The sequence below is a fragment of the Pedobacter nototheniae genome, from assembly GCF_004335085.1.
GTDB lineage: Bacteria > Bacteroidota > Bacteroidia > Sphingobacteriales > Sphingobacteriaceae > Pedobacter > Pedobacter nototheniae.
In genome coordinates this window covers 247,421-266,205 of record NZ_RQRS01000001.1, presented here as the reverse complement: position 1 = coordinate 266,205, position 18,785 = coordinate 247,421, and the positions used below count along the sequence as shown (strand labels likewise).

The following is an 18,785-nucleotide window of genomic DNA, read 5'->3' as shown; positions in this document are numbered from 1 at the left end:
TCATGAATAGTTTTCGCTTTAAGCTTTGGTCTTTAACCTCTCTGCTTAATCTTCGTCTATATATCTTTTAGTTATTGGCTGGTAAGAATCTATCCTTCTATCTCTTAAAAACGGCCAGTGTTTACGCATAAAATCGCTTTGATTCAAGTCTAATTCAACAACTGTTGTTTCTTCCTGATCGTGTGAAGCCAGATAGAGTAGTTTACCTTGAGCGTTTGTTGCAAAACTTCCGCCCCAAAATTTCATAGCTCCATCCTGTTCAAAACCAACACGGTTAACACTTACAACCGGAACGCCATTTGCTACGGCATGAGAACGTTGAATGGTTTGCCATGCATTGTACTGATCTTGGTTTGTTTCCTCATCCTGATCGGTTGCCCAACCAATGGCTGTTGGATAAAACATAATATCAGCCCCCATTAAAGCAGTAATTCTTGATGCTTCAGGATACCACTGATCCCAACATATTAAAATACCGATTTTAGCAAACTTAGTTTCAAAAACTTTGTATCCTAAATCGCCCGGGGTGAAGTAAAATTTCTCATAAAAAGCAGGATCATCAGGAATGTGCATTTTGCGGTATTTGCCCAAATATTTTCCATCCGCATCTAAAACTGCGGTTGTATTATGATACAAACCTTGAGCACGTTTTTCAAATAAAGAAGCAATAATAACAACGCCCAACTCTGCTGCCACAACTGATAAAGCATCGGTTGAAGGACCTGGAATAGCTTCGGCTAAGTCAAAATTATCATAATCTTCTACATCGCAAAAGTATAGAGAAGTAAAAAGCTCTTGCAAACACACAATTTGTGCGCCCTTTGCGGCAGCTTCTCTAACTTTAACAATTGCTTTATCTAAATTTTCCTGTTTATCTTTAGTACAGCTCATCTGCACTAAGCCAACTTTTACTTTACTCATTTTTTTAAATTATAGGATGAGAGAATGATAAAATGAGTGATTGCACATCATTCAATCATTCAAAATTTATTCATTCAAAATTAGGTTGCAAAGTTACTATTTTGTTTAAAAGTAGAACGGCATTATTATGTAATTGTTTTTGTAATCGAAATGAATAAAAATTAAAAAGCCCAAATTTTCATTGGGACTTTAAACTTCAAATTAAATTAAGGATTAATGTTATCTCTCTTAGGTTTTGGCTTCGATTCAACAATTTCTGCCACTGCAACCACTTCTTTTCGTTTCTCAGGATCCATTAATTCCATTAGTTTTAATCCTAATAAGCCATCCATCGCTGAACCGCCATTATTTCCATTTCCACCAATTAATACATCAGGGATAAGCTTAACATTACCTTTGGATAGTTCTTCAGTAATTTTATAACGGGTAAAGTTTTCACCACCCAGTGCTTTTACGGCTAACTCATAGGCTTCTGCTGTTGATTTACCTACTGCTAAAATTTTTCCTGCCTCTGCGCTACCTGTAAGTGAAATTTGTTCTGCTTCTGCAGATGCTCTTAGCTTTATGGCTTCAGAGTCTGCTTGTGCCCTTGCTTTAGTTGCTTCAGCCTCTGCATGCGCTCTCATCTTGGTAGCCTCAGCTTCTGCACCAACTGCCAGTTTAACCCCCGCTGCATCACCTTCTGATTTTTTAACCGTTGCACTTGCTGTACGTTCGGCAATTTCAACACTTTGTTGTGCCTTTACAATATCCTTTTGCATATCAGCAATTGCAGTTTCCTTTTCCATACCTTGGCGGGTTTCCTGCGCTTGTTTCTGTGTATTATAAGTCACCTTTTGCTCTTCCGCAATTTTTCTATCGGTTAAGGTTTTCATTAATGATTCTGGTGGTACAATATCTCCAATGAGCGTATCAACTGCATTCACATTATATTCATCTAATACTTTACGAATGTGTTCTTTCGCGGATTCCTGACGTTCTTTACGGGTACTTAAGAAAGCAATAACGTCGCTATCCTGAGCCGAATTACGGAAATAGTTACCAATAGTTGGCTCTAAAACTTGCGAAACCAGGTTAACCATGTTACCAAAACGTGCAATTACCTTTGGTGCCTCAGTTGTTGGAACGTGAATAATTTGAGCAACATCCAAATTAAAAGGGAAACCATCTTTTGAACGTACCGTAATTGTTGATAAATTTTTATCTAGATTGTGTGCCTCACTTCTGGCAGATGCCCAATTTAAAACCAAATTTGTTGTTGGCACCAACTCTACCTTCATAATGTATTTATTAATTGGGTATTTACCTGGTCCAAGGGGCTCCAGCCATACACCTTTAGAGCCTTTTGCTACAATATTTCCATGCTTAAAGTCAACTCCAGTTAAATCATTTCCCTCATTACCTATGTAAGAAATAACCACACCTACATAACCAATTGCAATTTCCGTCATCGGGATTTCTTCCATTTGAATTGCCCATGGATTTAAATTGTAAGAACCCGCCAAAATAACCTGAGGTTGCAAACCACGATTACCACCGTTTTTAATAAAATTATCGAAGTTTTGGAAATTATTATGTCCATCAATGAGTTTACCAGCAATTTGATTTGCTTCAATTGGCAAACCATCAAGCGTAGTTACAATTCCGACCATACTTTCTTGTATTCGGATCATATCTGTAACCGAAATTTGAAATAACATGGTGTTTATACGGTAAGAACCCGAAGTTATATAAGAAGTTTGCCGACCACGCTGACCTCCGTTTTCCAGGAACTTCACTGCATCCTGAAAGTTATCAGATTCTACCCTTTGCCCTAAAATATTTCCTGTTGGAATTTCGGCACCATCTTTTGCCATAATTAATCCAATTTTCCCTTCGGGGATAATTGTAAATTGTTCCATGGTTACACTATATTGCCAAAACCACATACCAAAGTATAAACCTGGGGCTAATGTTTTACCTTGAAAACCTGCTTCGCCCTTTACAGCAATAATTCGTCCATCAGGTAGCTCACGATCTGAGCCAAAGAGTACAAACTTCTTGGTAATTAATCCAATCTTATCTTCAGGAACAATAACCATCCCAAATAAGAAGCGTAAAATATATTTGTATAAAACTACACATAACAGTGCCACTAAAACCCACCAGTAATTAGAAACGAGAGATTCCATAATCTATATTATTTTTAGTTTTTGATGCATGATAATTCATTTATCAAGCATGATATAGATGGTTCCGTTACAAGAATGTTACTCTTTTTAACACATTTTTTTTCTAAAAAATTAAGTCGAAAAAACACCTGTGTTTAAATGATTTAAAGGCACATTTTCTTTTGAAAGTAGGTTCATTATTATTATTAAAATCCACTTATACGCTCTAGTTTATCCGGGTGCTTAGAAATGTAATTGTAGATGGAAACACCTAAAAAACAAATATTTAAAGGATTAATCAACCAATTTCGAATACTATTTACTACCTTCATTTAACTTGAAGAGGCTTTGATCTTATTTAATAATCTTAATTAAAATGATCTTTCTATCCAAAATACTTTATTTTATTAGCCACCATGGTTTTTATACCGTTCTTATAATTATTTTAATTATAAGTTTAATCTTCAGATTGAGCAGAAAGGCATGGGTCCTTATCTTAATCTTTCCGCTTTCTATTGCCAATGGTTTTGCAAGTCAGTTTTTAAATGCCTGGTTTTTGAACAAATTTGGTGTAAAAAGTACGGCGATCATTACTTCTAATATAGAAACAAGCTCTACTTTAAATGAACAAAATATTCATGATTACGAAGCCATTGTAAAAAAACAGGATGGCAAATATGTAAATACTTATTTTTCGACAACTTCGGCGACTATCTATCCAATTGAAAATTCAATTCGTATCCCATCAACGGATAAGGCCTTTCCTGTTAAGTATATTCCCGGCTACGAAAAGAATATTGTAATTTTATACGATGAATCGGAAGAAGGTTTAATTCTTCGACGTTACGAAAAACAAGAACCGATTAATACTGCTCGCATTAAGTATGAGGCTGATAAAACGAATAAAGAATTTATAGAAGAATATATTTCTGCTTTAAAAGAATATACGGAAGAATATCACGACGAAAATGCGGAAACCTATCTCGTGTTAGCTAAAGAATTACAGCAAGAATTGGATCGTTTATAAATTTTATACTTTTAAACCTTCCTGATATTCATCCTGAAGTTCTTTTAAGCATTTAGCACAAAGGCAACCATCATATAATTCACTTATGTACTGTACTTCGTTAATACTTAATTGCACTACGCTGCATTGGCATTTGGTGTAAGAATTTGCCTTACATTCAATAGCAGTATTGCATCTTTCGCAAGGAATGATTTCGTGTTTGGCGCTATGGATATGTGAAGACATGGTGCAAAAATATAAACAAAAAATAAGGTTTTGAGCATTTGCCCAAAACCTTACTTAATTTTGAATATGTAATCGACAAGCAGACTTTAAACTTTCCGCTTTCTTTCCTCGTTTCTATCCAGAGCAGCTAATGCAACCCTCTTCCATTGAACAAACTGGGCCGTCAATGATTTCTTCTGCAACTTGATCTTGCGACATTTCTGCTGGGATAACTGCTTCAATTGCTTTACCGCCTTGGTTTTCTACCGTAAATTTAACCGCTTGCGATGCAGCTTGTGTACGTAAGTAATACATACCGGTTTTTAAACCTTTTTCCCATGCGTAGAAGTGCATTGAAGTTAATTTTGATGTATTCGGTGCGTTTACAAATAGATTTAAAGATTGCGACTGGCAGATATAAGCGCCACGATCTGCAGCCATATCAATGATGTTACGCATTTTAATTTCCCAAACTGTTTTGTATAATTCTTTAATATAGTCAGGAATTTCAGCTATAGCTTGGATAGAACCGTTTGCCAATATGATTTTGTTTTTCATATCGTTGTTCCATAAACCTAATGCTACTAAATCTTTTAATAAATGTTTGTTTACTACTACAAATTCTCCGCTTAATACACGACGGGTATAAATATTTGAAGTATATGGTTCAAAACATTCGTTATTACCTAAAATTTGTGAAGTAGATGCAGTTGGCATTGGCGCAACTAATAAAGAGTTGTATACACCATCTTTTACTACTTTTTTACGTAATGCATTCCAATCCCAACGACCGCTATCTGGAGTTACATTCCAAAGATCAAACTGGAATTTACCTTTTGATAAAGGAGAACCTTTAAATGTTTGATAAGGACCGTTTTTTACAGCTAAATCATGCGAAGCAGTCATTGATGCAAAATAGATTGTTTCGAAAATATCTTTATTTAAACGCTTAGCCTCATCGCTTTCGAAAGGCAAACGCATTAAAATAAATGCATCAGCCAAACCTTGTACTCCTAATCCAACTGGTCTGTGACGCATGTTAGAGTTTTCAGCTTCCTGAACAGGGTAATAGTTATGATCGATGATTTTATTTAGGTTTAATGTAGCTTGATAAGTTACATCGTATAATTTTTGATGATCGAATTGACCGCCAATTACAAAGCGAGGTAAAGCTAATGATGCTAAGTTACATACAGCAACTTCATCTTTAGAGGTGTACTCAATAATTTCGGTACACAAGTTAGAACTCTTAATAGTACCTAAGTTTTGCTGATTAGATTTGCTGTTCGCTGCATCTTTAAACAACATATAAGGTGTACCCGTTTCAATTTGCGAATCTAAAATTGCAAACCAAAGTTCTTGTGCTTTAATCGTTTTACGACCACGACCTTCTGCTTCGTATTTAGTATATAGTTCTTCAAATTCTGCTCCAAAACAATCGGCTAAGCCTGGGGCTTCATGTGGGCAAAATAATGTCCAATCGCCGTTATCTTTAACGCGTTGCATAAACAAATCATTTATCCAAAGGGCATAAAATAAATCACGGGCACGCATTTCTTCTTTACCGTGGTTTTTACGTAAATCTAAAAACTCAAAAACATCAGCATGCCAAGGTTCTAAATAAATTGCAAAAGCACCTTTACGCTTACCTCCACCCTGATCTACATAGCGTGCTGTATCATTAAAAACACGTAACATTGGGATGATACCATTACTTGTACCATTTGTACCGCCAATGTAAGAGCCTGTTGCACGGATATTGTGGATGCTTAAGCCAATACCGCCAGCACTTTGAGAAATTTTAGCAGTTTGTTTTAATGTATCATAAATCCCTTCGATGCTATCATCTTGCATAGTTAACAAGAAACATGATGACATTTGAGGTTTTGGTGTAGCAGCATTAAATAAGGTTGGCGTAGCGTGTGTAAACCAACGCTCACTCATTAAATTATACGTTTTAATTGCACTTTCAATATCTTCTTTGTGGATACCTACAGAAACACGCATGAACAAATGCTGAGGACGCTCAACAATTTGTCCGTTTACTTTTAAAAGGTAAGATTTTTCTAAAGTTTTAAAACCGAAATAATCGAATCCGAAATCACGGTCATAAATAATAGAACTATCTAAAATATCTTTATTTTTTTCAATAATCTCATAAACGTCATCAGCAATAAGCGGGGCAGCTTTTTGTGCTTTCGGGTCGAAATATTCGTACAACATTTTCATCGTTCCCGAGAATGACTTCGTCGTATTTTTATGCAAGTTAGAAACTGCTATACGCGATGCCAACAAGGCATAGTCAGGGTGTTTTGTAGTTAACGATGCAGCAGTTTCTGCGGCAAGGTTATCTAATTCAGAAGTTGTTACACCGTCATATAAACCTTCAATAACCTTTTTGGCTACATCAATAGGATCTACAAGGTCTGAATTTAAACTGTAGCACAGCTTTTGAATCCTGGCAGTGATTTTGTCAAATTGTACCGCCTCTTTGCGGCCATCTCTTTTTAGTACGAACATATATTTTGAGATTTAAATTTTATTAATGATTGAATGAGTAAGTTTTGAATGAGATAATGTTAATACACCCATCGCCCTGCTCCATCCATTATATATTTATTTAATTTTTGATTGATTGATAAAAGAGCATTCACTCATTTCATCATTCATTAATTCTAAATTCCTTTAAAAGTCCTCATCTAAAGAAAATGCTTGTTTATTATTATCAGCAGAGGTTAATACACCACTTTTTTGATAATCACCAACACGTTTCTCGAAGAAGTTTGTTTTTCCTTGTAACGAAATCATTTCCATGAAATCGAATGGATTTGTAGCATTGTAAATTTTTGTGTAGCCCAATTCCTGTAACCATCTATCGGCTACAAATTCAATATATTGGCTCATTAATTTTGCATTCATACCAATTAGAGCAACTGGAAGTGCATCGGTAATAAATTCTTTTTCAATTTCAACGGCATCGCTAATAATTGCATGCACTTGTTCTTCTGATAGTTTATTGCTCAACATGCTGTATAATAAACATGCAAACTCACAGTGTGAACCTTCATCTCTGGAAATTAACTCATTGCTAAAAGTTAATCCTGGCATTAAGCCACGTTTTTTCAACCAGAAAATTGAACAGAAACTACCGCTAAAGAAAATACCTTCTACAGCTGCGAAGGCAACTAAACGTTCGGCAAAATTTCCATTTTCAATCCAGCGAAGTGCCCATTCCGCTTTTCTTTTTACAGCCGGAACTGTATCAATAGCATGGAATAAGCGATCTTTTTCTTCAGGATCTTTAATATAGGTATCAATTAATAAGGCGTAGGTTTCTGCATGGATATTTTCCATCATAATTTGGAAACCATAGAAGCAACGCGCTTCAGGTAGTTGAACCTCGCTCATAAAGTTTACAGCCAGGTTTTCATTTACTATACCATCACTGGCAGAAAAGAAAGCTAAAATGTGCGAAATAAAATGTCTTTCGCCATCATTTAAGTTATCCCAATGTTTTTGGTCATCAGAAAGATCGATTTCCTCGGCCGTCCAGAAACTTGCTTCGGTTTTTTTATACATTTCCCAAATTGCCGGATACTTAATTGGTAAAAGCACAAATCGGTCTTTGTTTTCTCTTAATAGTAATTCATCCTGTTCCATACGCTGATAGTTTTTAATCTTTTAATCGTTTTATTTAGAGCAGACGAAGCACCTCAGCCATCAATTTTATATGATGATTGTTTGGTCTTATATCAAAACTCTGTTTTGTGAAAGTGTTAAGCCTGGCTTTTGATGAACAACTTTGTTTTTAGTTGAGGAATTTAATTTTTAAATCAGGAGATCCGCTTTTTAAATCACTAAAAATTAAGCTTTTATATTTGTTTTCAAAGGCAAGAACTTAAAGAACTTTGTTGAACAAATATATAGAAGTGAGCCCTTTTTTGTTAGTCAAAGTTGTTAACACTTGTTCGATTTGGGTGGAGAAAACGATCAGCTAAATATCATTTTCAATGGAAAAAAAAGCTAATCATTTCTTTTTAAGGGTTTAGGAAACCAAAATGAGTGTTAATAACTTAAATTTAGCCTTTAAATTAGAGCTAAAAAGAGTGCTATTCAACACTATAGCTTAATTGTACCTTAGCGCTACCTTTACGGTAAATACCGATTTCTTTTGCGGCGCTTTCTGATAAATCTATAGCATATTTTTTAACAAATGGACCACGATCATTTACTTTAACCGTTACTGATTTTCCATTAGCTGGGTTGGTTACTGTAATTTTGGTACCGAAGGGAAGTGTTCTGTGAGCGGCGGTTAATTTTTTACCGCGGTAGCGTGCTCCGCTTGAGGTGCGGCGACCTTCGAATTTTCTGTGGTAATAGGTTGCATATCCTGTTTTTTTGATGCTATCTGGTTCATTATTCGAATCAGAATTTTGTGCGTTGCTATGTAAAAACAAAAACAAACTACTTAATAACAGAAGGTATCTCATAGGCTAAATCTTTTCTAAAGAGCATGCAAATATAAGCATTTAGTTTATAATCAAACTTTTACCCTAAAAATATACGTTTAAAGCAGCTTAAACGCAATATATTATAATCCTTCCATTAGAACTTGCTATTTTTATGGAGTACAAAAAAAGGTGTAAAACTTATGTCTTACACCTTATCCTAACCCAACTAATCCTACTCTTTATTTTTTATCTGGCACAAAATTCATAGAGATTGAATTTACGCAATGGCGGGTATCTTTATTTGTAAATCCTTCCCCTAAAAATACGTGTCCTAAGTGAGCACCACAATTGGCGCAAACAATTTCTGTACGTGATCCGTCTGCATCAGGAATACGTTTAACTGCGCCTTTAATTTCATCATCAAATGCAGGCCATCCGCAATGTGCATCAAACTTACTTTCTGAACGATAAAGTGGTGCGTTACATCTTTTACAAACATAAGTTCCTTTATCAGTAGTGTGTTCATATTTACCTGTACCTGGGTATTCGGTACCTTTATTAACAATTACTCTTTCTTCTTCAGGTGTTAGCGGATTCCAATTCATCTTTTTCTTTGGTATTATTTGTTCTGTTTCTTTAGTTTGTTTTGCCTGCTTATCTTGTTTTTGTGCACATGCACTAAATCCCATTGTTATAATAACAGCCGAAACTAAAATTAGTTTATTTAACATCGTTTTCATTTTGTATGTGTGTTTAAGTTGCTTATAAACACATATACGCTAAGCTATAGATTTTGGTTTGTTGTTATCAATATTTGCAATACAGTTTACAAATTGGTGATAAAATTAAATTTGATCAAGGATTTTTATAGATTGAAGTAAATAATTCATTTTAGAAACTTTATTATTTGCCACCGATGCACAGAATTACACGGAATCATTTTCTTACCATACAACCCTTCTTATTTCAAGAACTGGCTTTCCAAAATTTAAAATCAAACCCACGTTACATTCAGAACACTCTAAATAATTAATTATAACATTCTTCCCCTTTATTTTCCGTGGCTTTAGTGTTTCCGTGGTAACATTTAAAAACAAAAAAAGCGTTCCGAAATTAATCGAAACGCTTTCATTATGTAAATTTTAAAATCTTACTTTGCTAATTCTTCTGCCATTGCAGCTCCAATTTCAGCCGGACTTTCTACTACGCGAATACCACACTCACGCATGATTTTCATTTTCGCAGCAGCAGTATCATCAGCTCCACCAACAATTGCACCAGCGTGGCCCATTCTACGTCCTGGAGGCGCAGTTTGGCCAGCGATAAAGCCTACAACAGGCTTAGTACCATGTTCTTTAATCCAACGGGCAGCTTCTGCTTCCATACCACCACCAATTTCACCAATCATGATGATACCGTGAGTTTCTGGATCGTTCATTAATAATTTAACAGCTTCTACTGTTGGCGTACCAATAATTGGATCACCACCAATACCGATAGCAGTTGTAATACCTAAACCAGCTTTAACAACCTGATCTACTGCTTCGTAAGTTAAAGTTCCTGATTTAGAAACAACACCTACATTACCTTTTTTGAAGATAAACCCTGGCATAATACCAATTTTAGCCTCATCAGCAGTGATAATACCTGGGCAGTTAGGGCCAATAAGGGTTACATCACGATCTGCAATATATTCTTTAACCTGAATCATATCCTTTGTAGGGATACCTTCAGTAATACAAACAATAACTTTAATACCACCTTCGGCAGCTTCCATAATTGCATCAGCAGCAAAAGCCGGTGGCACAAAAATGATAGATACATTTGCACCCGTCTTATCAACGGCATCTTTAACAGTATTAAAAACAGGCTTATCTAAATGCGATTGCCCACCTTTGCCAGGCGTTACACCACCAACTACGTTTGTACCATAAGCCAGCATCTGCTCGGCGTGGTAAGTTCCTTCGTTTCCGGTAAAACCCTGAACGATAACCTTAGAATCTTTATTTACTAAAACGCTCATGTATCAATTTTTTTTGTGCAAAGCTAATATTATTGACTGGAAAGTCAAACCCAAAAGCATATTATTTAAAGCAAATTATAAGTAATTGTAAGTAATTACACTAAGGCGACTTCTGCCTTGCTTGGAAATAAAGTTTTTATGCTTTAAGCGAAAGACTTATCTACGATATAAAATAAAAAAGCCCTGTTAACTTTAATCGCTAACTGGGCTTAAGTAATATTTTATTAAGGGAATTTTAAATTGTTTTTGCTTCTGTTTTTGAAGTTTCAGTTTTCCATTTCTTAGCCCACTCTGCTTGTGCTGCTTCGTTATGAAACGTCCATGCTACAAAGCGACTAATTTTTTGTCCTTGCGACATTTGAACTGTGGTTACTTCAAAAGCTTTTGCTTTAATTAAGGCGCTATAAATACTTTTCAGGTTTGCACTTTTAGAAACCAGGGAAGTAAACCATAAACACTGATTTGGAATTTGAGCACTTTGAATAATCATTTGCTCGATAAAAGCTCTTTCTCCACCTGGGCACCATAATTCGGCTTTATTTCCACCAAAATTTAAAACATGTTTTACTTCTGCTTCACCTTTAAGATTTCTCCATTTTTGGCGGGTTCCTTGTTCAGCTTCTTTTAATGATGCATGGAATGGTGGATTACAAATAGTTACGTCAAATTGTTCTTTTGCGCCAACAATTCCTCTAAAAATACCCATTCTTGAAGATTGCAAACGTGGTTCTATTGCGCCCTGTAAAGATTTATTTGCATCAATAATCCGTTTTGAAGATTCAATAGAAAGTGGATCAATATCTGAGCCTACAAAATTCCAACCATATTCTTGATGTCCAATTATTGGATAAATACAATTAGCGCCCATTCCAATATCTAATACTTTAATATTGTTTCCCTTTGGAATTTTACCTTTATTACTTGAGCCTAAAAGATCAGCTACGTAATGAATATAATCTGCACGGCCTGGTATTGGCGGACACAAATAATCTTTAGGAATATCCCATTGTGGAATATCATAAAAATGTTTTAATAACGCTTTATTAAGTGCTTTTACAGCGCTTTGATCAGCAAAATCTATAGAATCTTCATCGTGATCATTTTTAAAAACGAAACGTTTAAGTTCTTTAGATGTTCCTATAAGTTGTTTGAAATTGTAGCGTGAACGGTGTTTGTTACGTGGGTGTAGCTCGCTTTTTTCTGAGCGGCTATTTTCTTTTTGCTGAGCCAATATGGTATCGATTAATTAAATAAGCTGTGTGCTTATTTCTAATGCAAAGGTAGGCAAAAGAGTTGGGAGTATAAGCAAGTGGCTAAACCTATGTATTTAATGTGATTTTATGCCATTTAGACTCTACCAACTCGATGTAAAACCCGCTAGTTAAAAACTACTCATTTAAAACGGCTGGTCTTATTGCCAATTGATATTTTTCTTCGTCAAATTGATTTTCACTTTTCGCAATTACGATGGTTGCTACTCCATTTCCTATTACATTTGTTATGGCTCTAGCTTCGCTCATAAAACGATCCACTCCTATTAAAATTGAAATGTGTTCGATAGGCATAATTTTAAGTGCGGTAAGTGTAGAAACCAACACAATAAAGCCGCTCCCGGTAACACCTGCGGCTCCTTTTGAAGTAACCATTAATATAGCTAAAATAGTTAATTGCTGACCGATGGATAGATCGATATGAAAAACCTGACAAAGAAAAATTACGGCCATTGCTAGATAAATTGCAGTTCCATCGAGGTTAAATGAATAACCTGTTGGAATAACTAAACCTACAACAGATTTATCACAACCGATGGCTTCCATTTTCTGCATCATACTTGGCAGCGCAGATTCTGACGAGGAGGTGCCTAAAACAATTAGTATTTCTTGCCTGATGTACTTCAGATATTGCCATAAACTGAATTTATAATATCTACAAATGCCATTTAAAATCACAAAAATAAATAGAATACAGGTTAAATAAACCGACCCCATTAGTTTTGCCATTCCGTAAATACTTTGAATACCGTGTGTGCCAATACTAAAAGCCATACCACCGAAAGCACCAATTGGGGCTAATCTCATAATCACCTTCATGATTTTGAAGAGTACTTTCGAAATTTTATCGAATGCGTTTAAAACTGGTGTTCCTTCTCCGCCAAGTTTATTTAATCCATAGCCAAAAAGAATGGCGAAGAACAAAATCTGTAAGATATTACCTTCAGCGAAGGATGCAATAACATTATGTGGGATTATATGTAGAAAAAACTCTGCCCAATTCATATCTTTTGCCTGTTCGGCATAGCCTGCAATTTTAGTTGCATCGCCTTTGGTTGTTTCAATGCCAACGCCAGGTTTTAAAATATTAGCCACTAATAAACCAATGGCAATCGCTACAGTACTTACAATCTCGAAGTACAATAATGCCTTTCCGCCCACTCTACCAACCTTTTTCATATCACCCATGTGGGCAATCCCCAAAACGATGGTAAAAAATATGATCGGCGCAATTAGCATGCTAATCATATTGATAAAACCCTGACTGATTAATTTAGCTGTTGGCGCAAAACCAGGAAAGTAAGCACCAACAAATATCCCTAGGATAATAGCTACAATAACCTGAAATGTTAAATTGGAGAATACTTGCTTTGCGAATTTTATAAATGTCATTTACGTAGTTTGGGGATGAAATATATAATTATTTTTTCACCTAGTATAAAAATTTCTATTTATAAATGAGCACTTCAATTTTTCCATCGGCGGTTATTGTTCCTCTGTACATACCCTCAGTATTAAAAGGCATTGCAACATTTCCTTTTCTATCTAAAGCAATCAGGCCTCCATCACCGCCCATTTTACCAACTTTATCTAATACAATTTTTGAAGCTTCGGCAACCGATAAGTTTTTGTATTCCATTAAATCAGAAATGGTTTTCGCTACCACATTCCTAATGTAATATTCACCCCAACCTGTGCAAGAAATACCTGCTGTTTCATTATTACAATAGGTGCCGGCGCCAATAATTGGCGAATCGCCTACTCTACCATATTTTTTATTTGTCATACCACCAGTAGAAGTTCCTGCGGCCAAATTACCGGCCTTATCTAACGCCACACAGCCAACTGTCCCGAATTTATTGTCGTGGTTTTTAATTCCTAAAAGTTCAGATTTCTTATTGCCATGATCCAGTACTGCTTTTGTAGAATCTTCCTTAATTGCTTTTTGCAAACCATCCCATCTTTCCTTAGTCCAAAAATATTTGGGATCAACAATATCAAGACCTGCATCTTTTGCAAACTGATCTGCTCCGGCGCCAACCATTATCACATGTTCTGATTTTTCCATTACTGCACGTGCTGCCGAAATTGGATTTTTAATTGTGGTAACTCCTGCTACTGCACCAGCTTCTAAAGTTTTGCCATTCATAATGGCCGCATCCAATTCATTTCGTCCATCGTGTGTAAAAACTGCACCTTTACCGGCATTAAATAAGGGAGAATTTTCCATTACGTGAATCGTTGCTTCAACGGCATCTAAACTTGTTTTGCCAGATTGTATTTTAGCATAACCCGCTTTTAGCGCTTCCGTTAAAGCAGCAATATAAGCGGCTTCCTTTTCGGGTGTCATATTCTTTTTTAAGATTGTGCCTGCGCCACCATGAATAACCATAACATATTTTTGTTGTTGTGCCGAAACACTGAATGTTAACGCCATTACAAATAGCACGGCTAATAATCTTATTGATTTCATTTTATTATAAATTTTAGATACAAAAATTCCGTTAGCAAGTTTTTATGAATTAAAGTTAGCAACATGAAATGTAAGTAAAAGGTTATAAAATTTGAATTAAATTTTATTTATATTCAAATAAACTTAAACTACTAAATATGAACTCCTCAACACGTAAACTATCCAGGTTAGAAATGAAAAATGTACTCGGCGGTGTAGGCCCAGGCAAACCTCGTTGTAATGAACAATGCCTACCTTGGGCAAACTCAGAAATGTCTTGTGAAGACCAATGCGGATCTTGCAATTTTGTACAGGGCGTGGGCTATATATGCCAAATTCCTTTAGATGAAAAATAGATTATTTACCATTTGGATAAACTTTAGAGCTTATTAAAGTTCTAAAGTTTTATTGTTAAGCTTTTGCAATTCCTTCTGATGAGAATTGTAAATCGTAAAGCTTTTTATAATAACCATTTAGTTTTAGCAATTCTTGATGCGTACCTTTTTCTTTTATTTCACCTTTATCAAGCACAATAATTTGATCGGCTTTTTGGATGGTAGATAAACGGTGTGCAATAACAATTGAGGTTCGCCCATCCATTAAATTATCTATAGCTTTTTGAATTAGTAATTCTGTTTCGGTATCAACCGAGGACGTTGCTTCATCTAATACTAAAATTGCTGGATTATGAACCAACGCTCTTATGAATGAGATTAGCTGTGCCTGACCTGCAGAAAGCGTGGCTCCCCTTTCCATTACGTTGTATTGATAACCGCCCGGCAAACGCTCAATAAAATCGTGAGCACCAACTTTTTTTGCCGCATTAACCACCTCTTCAATAGTAATTTGGGGATTATTTAAGGTGATGTTATTTAGTATGGTATCCGAAAAAAGAAAAACATCTTGCAAAACCGTTGCAATATTACTACGAAGGTAATCTAGCTCAAAATCTTCAATGTGAATTCCATCAACGGTTATATCGCCTTTTTTAACTTCATAGAAACGATTTAAAATATTAATGGTTGAAGATTTTCCGGCTCCGGTTGCCCCCACTAAAGCTACAGTTTGACCGGCTTTAACTTCAAAAGATAAATCTTTAAGCACATAATTTTCATCATTATATGCAAACCAAACGTTTTTAAATTTGATGTTTCCATTAAGATGTGCAGGCTTTTGCGTACCTAAATTTGGTGTACTTTCATCGGTATCCAATACTTTGAAAACACGCTCGGCTCCAACCATTCCCATTTGAAGGGTGTTAAATTTATCTGCCAGTTGGCGAATTGGCGTAAAAACCATCCCTAAATACATAATAAATTGTGTAATGGTGCCAGGAGTTACATCCAACGGTTTAGCCAGAATACTTTTTGCTCCATACCAAACCAAGAGTCCCAATGACATGGCTGAAATTAACTCAACCACAGGGAAAAAGATAGAATAATACCAGTTAGAACGAATATTAGCATCGCGATAACGCTTATTAATGGCATTAAACTTTCTATATTCTTGCTTCTCTCTGGCAAAATACTGCACAATTGAAACACCTGTAATGTGTTCTTGTAAAAAAGTATTCAAATTGGCTACTTCAGTTCTAATTTCCTGGAAAGCAACTTTTATAGATTTTTGAAACTTTCTTGTCGCCATAATTAATAAGGGAATGGGCAAAAGCACCACAATGCTCAACTCCCAATCGGTATAAAGCATTACGCCAATAATTACAACTACTTGCAGGGTATCGCCAATCATGGAAATTAAGCCTTCAGAAAAAATATCCGCAATGGTTTCTAAATCGGAAACAGTTCTTGTAATTAGCTGACCTATTGGTGTTTTATCAAAAAATTTGAGTTTGAGTTTAGTAATGTGATTGAATACATTTATACGTAAATCCCGAATAACCGACTGACCTAAAGTATTGGTTAGAAGCGTATGATTGTATTGGATTAACGTTTGTAAAATCAACATAAAAATCATCAGGATTGTCATGTTAACCAAACCTGAATATTTACCTGTTAATATATAATGATCGAGTGTGTATTTAATTAAAAATGGACGAACCGGAGAAATAGCCGCAAGCAAAATAGTTAAAATTACCGACCACACGAAAACGGCACGATAAGGCTTTACGTATTGAAAAATACGTTTTAATAATCCTGTGTTATATACATCGCCAGTTATTGCCATTTTATTTTTTTAATTTTGAATGAGAAAAGGATTGAATGAGTGAATTTTAAAGGCAATCGCCAATCAACATTCTCTCATTCATTAATTCTATCATTCAATATAAGAATATTCAACCTTCACCAAATATAAACCACAAGCTGCAACAGATTGTCCGGCATTGCTTCGATTTTTACTTTCTATAATTTTCTTAAAATCCTCAATATCAATTTCTCCCTTACCTATTCTAACGAGTGTACCCATTTTATTTTTTTAATTTTGAATGAGAAAAGGATTGAATGAGTGAATTTTAAAGGCAATCGCCAATTAACATTCTCTCATTCATTAATTCTATCATTCAATATAAGGATATTCAATCTTCACCAAATATAAACCACAAGCTGCAACAGATTGTCCGGCATTGCTTCGATTTTTACTTTCTATAATTTTCTTAAAGTCCTCAATATCAATCTCTCCCTTACCTATTCTAACAAGCGTACCCATAATTGCACGCACCATGTTTCTTAAAAAGCGATCGGCTTTAATAGTAAAAACTAAGCCTCCTTCCTTCTCTTCAAAAACGGCCTCGGTAATTTTACAATTATTGGTAAAAGTTTGTGTATTCGATTTACTAAAGCACGAAAAATCGTTGTAATTAAATAACTCTTTAGCTGCCTCGTTCATTAAAACAACATTCAATTTATCCTTTATTAACCACGATCTATTCAGTTTAAATGGATCTTTTTCGAAGTGAATATAGTATTTATATGCTCTTGCTGTTGCATCAAATCTTGCATGTGCATCATCAGCCACTGTGATTATCTTTTTGACAGCAATTTGATAAGGTAACAAAGCATTAATGCTCGATACTGCATTTAAAACCTTCGCTTCATTAAAATTTTCAACATCAAAGTGTGCAAAAAATTCAGTTGCATGTACTCCGGCATCAGTTCTACCGCAACCCAAAGTTTCTATAGCTTGCCTAAAATAGATAGACATTGCTTTATCCAAGCACTCCTGAACCGTTATTGCATTCGGTTGAATTTGCCAGCCGTGGTATAAGCTGCCATCATAAGCCAGTTGTATGAAATATCGTTTTTTACTCAAAGTGATGCAAAAATACTTTTTTCCTTTTATTAGATGGAGTAGTAAGATGGAATTAAATATATTTGCCTTAAATATTGAATTAACATGATACAAAGAATACAATCCGTTTGGCTGTTGCTAGCAACTTTTACCTTAGTTTTAATGATCTTTTTACCAATTGCTACTAAAGATGTCAATGGATCTGATGCAACAGTTTACACCACTGGATTACACCAAATTGTAGCGGGGAAAACAGGCAAAGTATTATCGGTAGATGCATTTTTACCTTTATTAATTTTAAATATTGTGATTGCAATAATGTGCTTCATTAATATTTTCAATTTCAAAAAAAGAACGCTTCAAAAAAGAATACTAATTATAACAATTGTTGCTATTGGTGGTTTTGCCTTTTGGTGTAGTGTTCATTTAAAAGAGCTTCCTGGCGGTAGCGAAGGCGCCACCTTTGGAATTGGTGCTTATATGCCTGCGTTGGCTATTTTGTTTTGCGTGTTGGCTATCTTTGGTATTAATAAGGATGAAAGGCTAATTCGCTCTGCAGAAAGATTAAGATAACTTTGATGTTAAAGAGAGCTAGTTCACTTTGGCTATTTTTATCATCATTGATATTAGTGGTAATGATTTTTTCACCAATAGCAAGTATTCAAATAAATGGAGTTGAATTTCCTTTACTTTACACAACAAGGGCAATATCTTATTGGGATGCAGGAGAATTTATAACAACTAAAAAAGAACCTCTTTACTTATTGCTAACTGTAAATATAGCATTAGCTTTAACGTGTTTTGTAAATATATTTAATCATAAAAAAAAGCTTCAAAAAAAAATCGTAATTGCCTCGATTATTCTTATCAGTGTTTTTGATAGCTTTTGCATTTTCTATACACTAAAATTACCTATTGAAACTAAACTAATACAATTTGAAATAGCTGCTTATTTGCCTTTAATAGCCGTCCTTTTTTGCATACTAGCGATAACGAATAACAAGAATTCTTTAAAAGAAAATGGCTGAATTAATTTCCATAAT

The 18,785-nt window shown here is 35.1% G+C and carries 18 protein-coding genes; 4 read left to right on the top strand and 14 right to left on the bottom strand.

What is annotated here, in order from left to right; translation table 11 throughout:
* Positions 1 to 45 precede the first annotated feature (45 nt).
* On the bottom strand, positions 46 to 921 hold the full coding sequence (locus tag EHC72_RS01180) for a carbon-nitrogen hydrolase (RefSeq protein WP_131535648.1): 876 nt from the start codon (positions 919 to 921) through the stop codon (positions 46 to 48).
* Positions 922 to 1,127: 206 nt separating this feature from the next.
* Positions 1,128 to 3,092 (bottom strand): SPFH domain-containing protein, encoded by a 1,965-nt coding sequence (locus tag EHC72_RS01175; protein ID WP_131535647.1) that lies wholly within the window; start codon positions 3,090 to 3,092, stop codon positions 1,128 to 1,130.
* 448 nt (positions 3,093 to 3,540) lie between these two features.
* Between EHC72_RS01175 and EHC72_RS01170 the strand changes: the two genes are divergently transcribed.
* Positions 3,541 to 4,098, top strand: coding sequence for a hypothetical protein (locus tag EHC72_RS01170; protein WP_211660256.1), 558 nt, complete (start codon positions 3,541 to 3,543; stop codon positions 4,096 to 4,098).
* 3 nt (positions 4,099 to 4,101) lie between these two features.
* On the opposite strand, the gene EHC72_RS01165 is transcribed toward EHC72_RS01170, so the two are convergent.
* From EHC72_RS01165 to EHC72_RS01125, 9 genes are all read right to left on the bottom strand, one after another.
* Positions 4,102 to 4,323, bottom strand: a complete 222-nt coding sequence (locus EHC72_RS01165; protein WP_131535645.1) for a cysteine-rich CWC family protein — start codon at positions 4,321 to 4,323, stop codon at positions 4,102 to 4,104.
* A gap of 114 nt (positions 4,324 to 4,437) precedes the next feature.
* Complete coding sequence (locus EHC72_RS01160; RefSeq protein ID WP_131535644.1) at positions 4,438 to 6,822, bottom strand: ribonucleoside-diphosphate reductase subunit alpha; 2,385 nt, start codon at positions 6,820 to 6,822, stop codon at positions 4,438 to 4,440.
* Positions 6,823 to 6,987: 165 nt separating this feature from the next.
* On the bottom strand, positions 6,988 to 7,962 hold the full coding sequence (locus EHC72_RS01155) for a ribonucleoside-diphosphate reductase small subunit (protein WP_131535643.1): 975 nt from the start codon (positions 7,960 to 7,962) through the stop codon (positions 6,988 to 6,990).
* 449 nt (positions 7,963 to 8,411) lie between these two features.
* Complete coding sequence (locus EHC72_RS01150; RefSeq protein ID WP_131535642.1) at positions 8,412 to 8,792, bottom strand: septal ring lytic transglycosylase RlpA family protein; 381 nt, start codon at positions 8,790 to 8,792, stop codon at positions 8,412 to 8,414.
* A 200-nt stretch (positions 8,793 to 8,992) separates the two neighbouring features.
* Positions 8,993 to 9,493 (bottom strand): methionine-R-sulfoxide reductase, encoded by a 501-nt coding sequence (locus tag EHC72_RS01145; RefSeq protein WP_131535641.1) that lies wholly within the window; start codon positions 9,491 to 9,493, stop codon positions 8,993 to 8,995.
* A 410-nt stretch (positions 9,494 to 9,903) separates the two neighbouring features.
* On the bottom strand, positions 9,904 to 10,776 hold the full coding sequence (gene sucD, locus EHC72_RS01140) for a succinate--CoA ligase subunit alpha (protein ID WP_131535640.1): 873 nt from the start codon (positions 10,774 to 10,776) through the stop codon (positions 9,904 to 9,906).
* A gap of 235 nt (positions 10,777 to 11,011) precedes the next feature.
* Entirely contained in the window at positions 11,012 to 12,007 is a 996-nt protein-coding gene (gene rlmF, locus EHC72_RS01135; RefSeq protein ID WP_131535639.1) for a 23S rRNA (adenine(1618)-N(6))-methyltransferase RlmF, read from the bottom strand.
* 157 nt (positions 12,008 to 12,164) lie between these two features.
* Positions 12,165 to 13,439, bottom strand: coding sequence for a C4-dicarboxylate transporter DctA (gene dctA / locus EHC72_RS01130; protein ID WP_131535638.1), 1,275 nt, complete (start codon positions 13,437 to 13,439; stop codon positions 12,165 to 12,167).
* Between the two features lie 55 nt (positions 13,440 to 13,494).
* Positions 13,495 to 14,520, bottom strand: a complete 1,026-nt coding sequence (locus EHC72_RS01125) for an isoaspartyl peptidase/L-asparaginase family protein (protein ID WP_131535637.1) — start codon at positions 14,518 to 14,520, stop codon at positions 13,495 to 13,497.
* 137 nt (positions 14,521 to 14,657) lie between these two features.
* On the opposite strand from EHC72_RS01125, the gene EHC72_RS01120 reads away from it, so the two are divergent.
* Positions 14,658 to 14,855, top strand: coding sequence for a hypothetical protein (locus tag EHC72_RS01120; RefSeq protein WP_131535636.1), 198 nt, complete (start codon positions 14,658 to 14,660; stop codon positions 14,853 to 14,855).
* Positions 14,856 to 14,910: 55 nt separating this feature from the next.
* Here the strand turns inward: EHC72_RS01120 and EHC72_RS01115 are convergent, their stop codons facing one another.
* The 3 genes from EHC72_RS01115 to truA all read right to left on the bottom strand — a co-directional run bounded on the left by EHC72_RS01115 (position 14,911) and on the right by truA (position 17,763).
* Entirely contained in the window at positions 14,911 to 16,680 is a 1,770-nt protein-coding gene (locus EHC72_RS01115) for an ABC transporter ATP-binding protein (protein ID WP_131535635.1), read from the bottom strand.
* A gap of 90 nt (positions 16,681 to 16,770) precedes the next feature.
* Entirely contained in the window at positions 16,771 to 16,920 is a 150-nt protein-coding gene (locus EHC72_RS01110; protein ID WP_131535634.1) for a hypothetical protein, read from the bottom strand.
* 90 nt (positions 16,921 to 17,010) lie between these two features.
* Positions 17,011 to 17,763, bottom strand: a complete 753-nt coding sequence (gene truA / locus EHC72_RS01105; RefSeq protein WP_131535633.1) for a tRNA pseudouridine(38-40) synthase TruA — start codon at positions 17,761 to 17,763, stop codon at positions 17,011 to 17,013.
* Positions 17,764 to 17,847: 84 nt separating this feature from the next.
* Here truA and EHC72_RS01100 point away from each other — a divergent pair, with 84 nt between their 5' ends.
* Both EHC72_RS01100 and EHC72_RS01095 read left to right on the top strand, forming a co-directional pair.
* The gene (locus tag EHC72_RS01100) at positions 17,848 to 18,315 is read left to right on the top strand and encodes a DUF4293 domain-containing protein (RefSeq protein WP_131535632.1); all 468 of its coding nucleotides are present in this window, start codon (positions 17,848 to 17,850) and stop codon (positions 18,313 to 18,315) included.
* 5 nt (positions 18,316 to 18,320) lie between these two features.
* The gene (locus EHC72_RS01095; protein ID WP_131535631.1) at positions 18,321 to 18,770 is read left to right on the top strand and encodes a DUF4293 family protein; all 450 of its coding nucleotides are present in this window, start codon (positions 18,321 to 18,323) and stop codon (positions 18,768 to 18,770) included.
* Positions 18,771 to 18,785 lie beyond the last annotated feature (15 nt).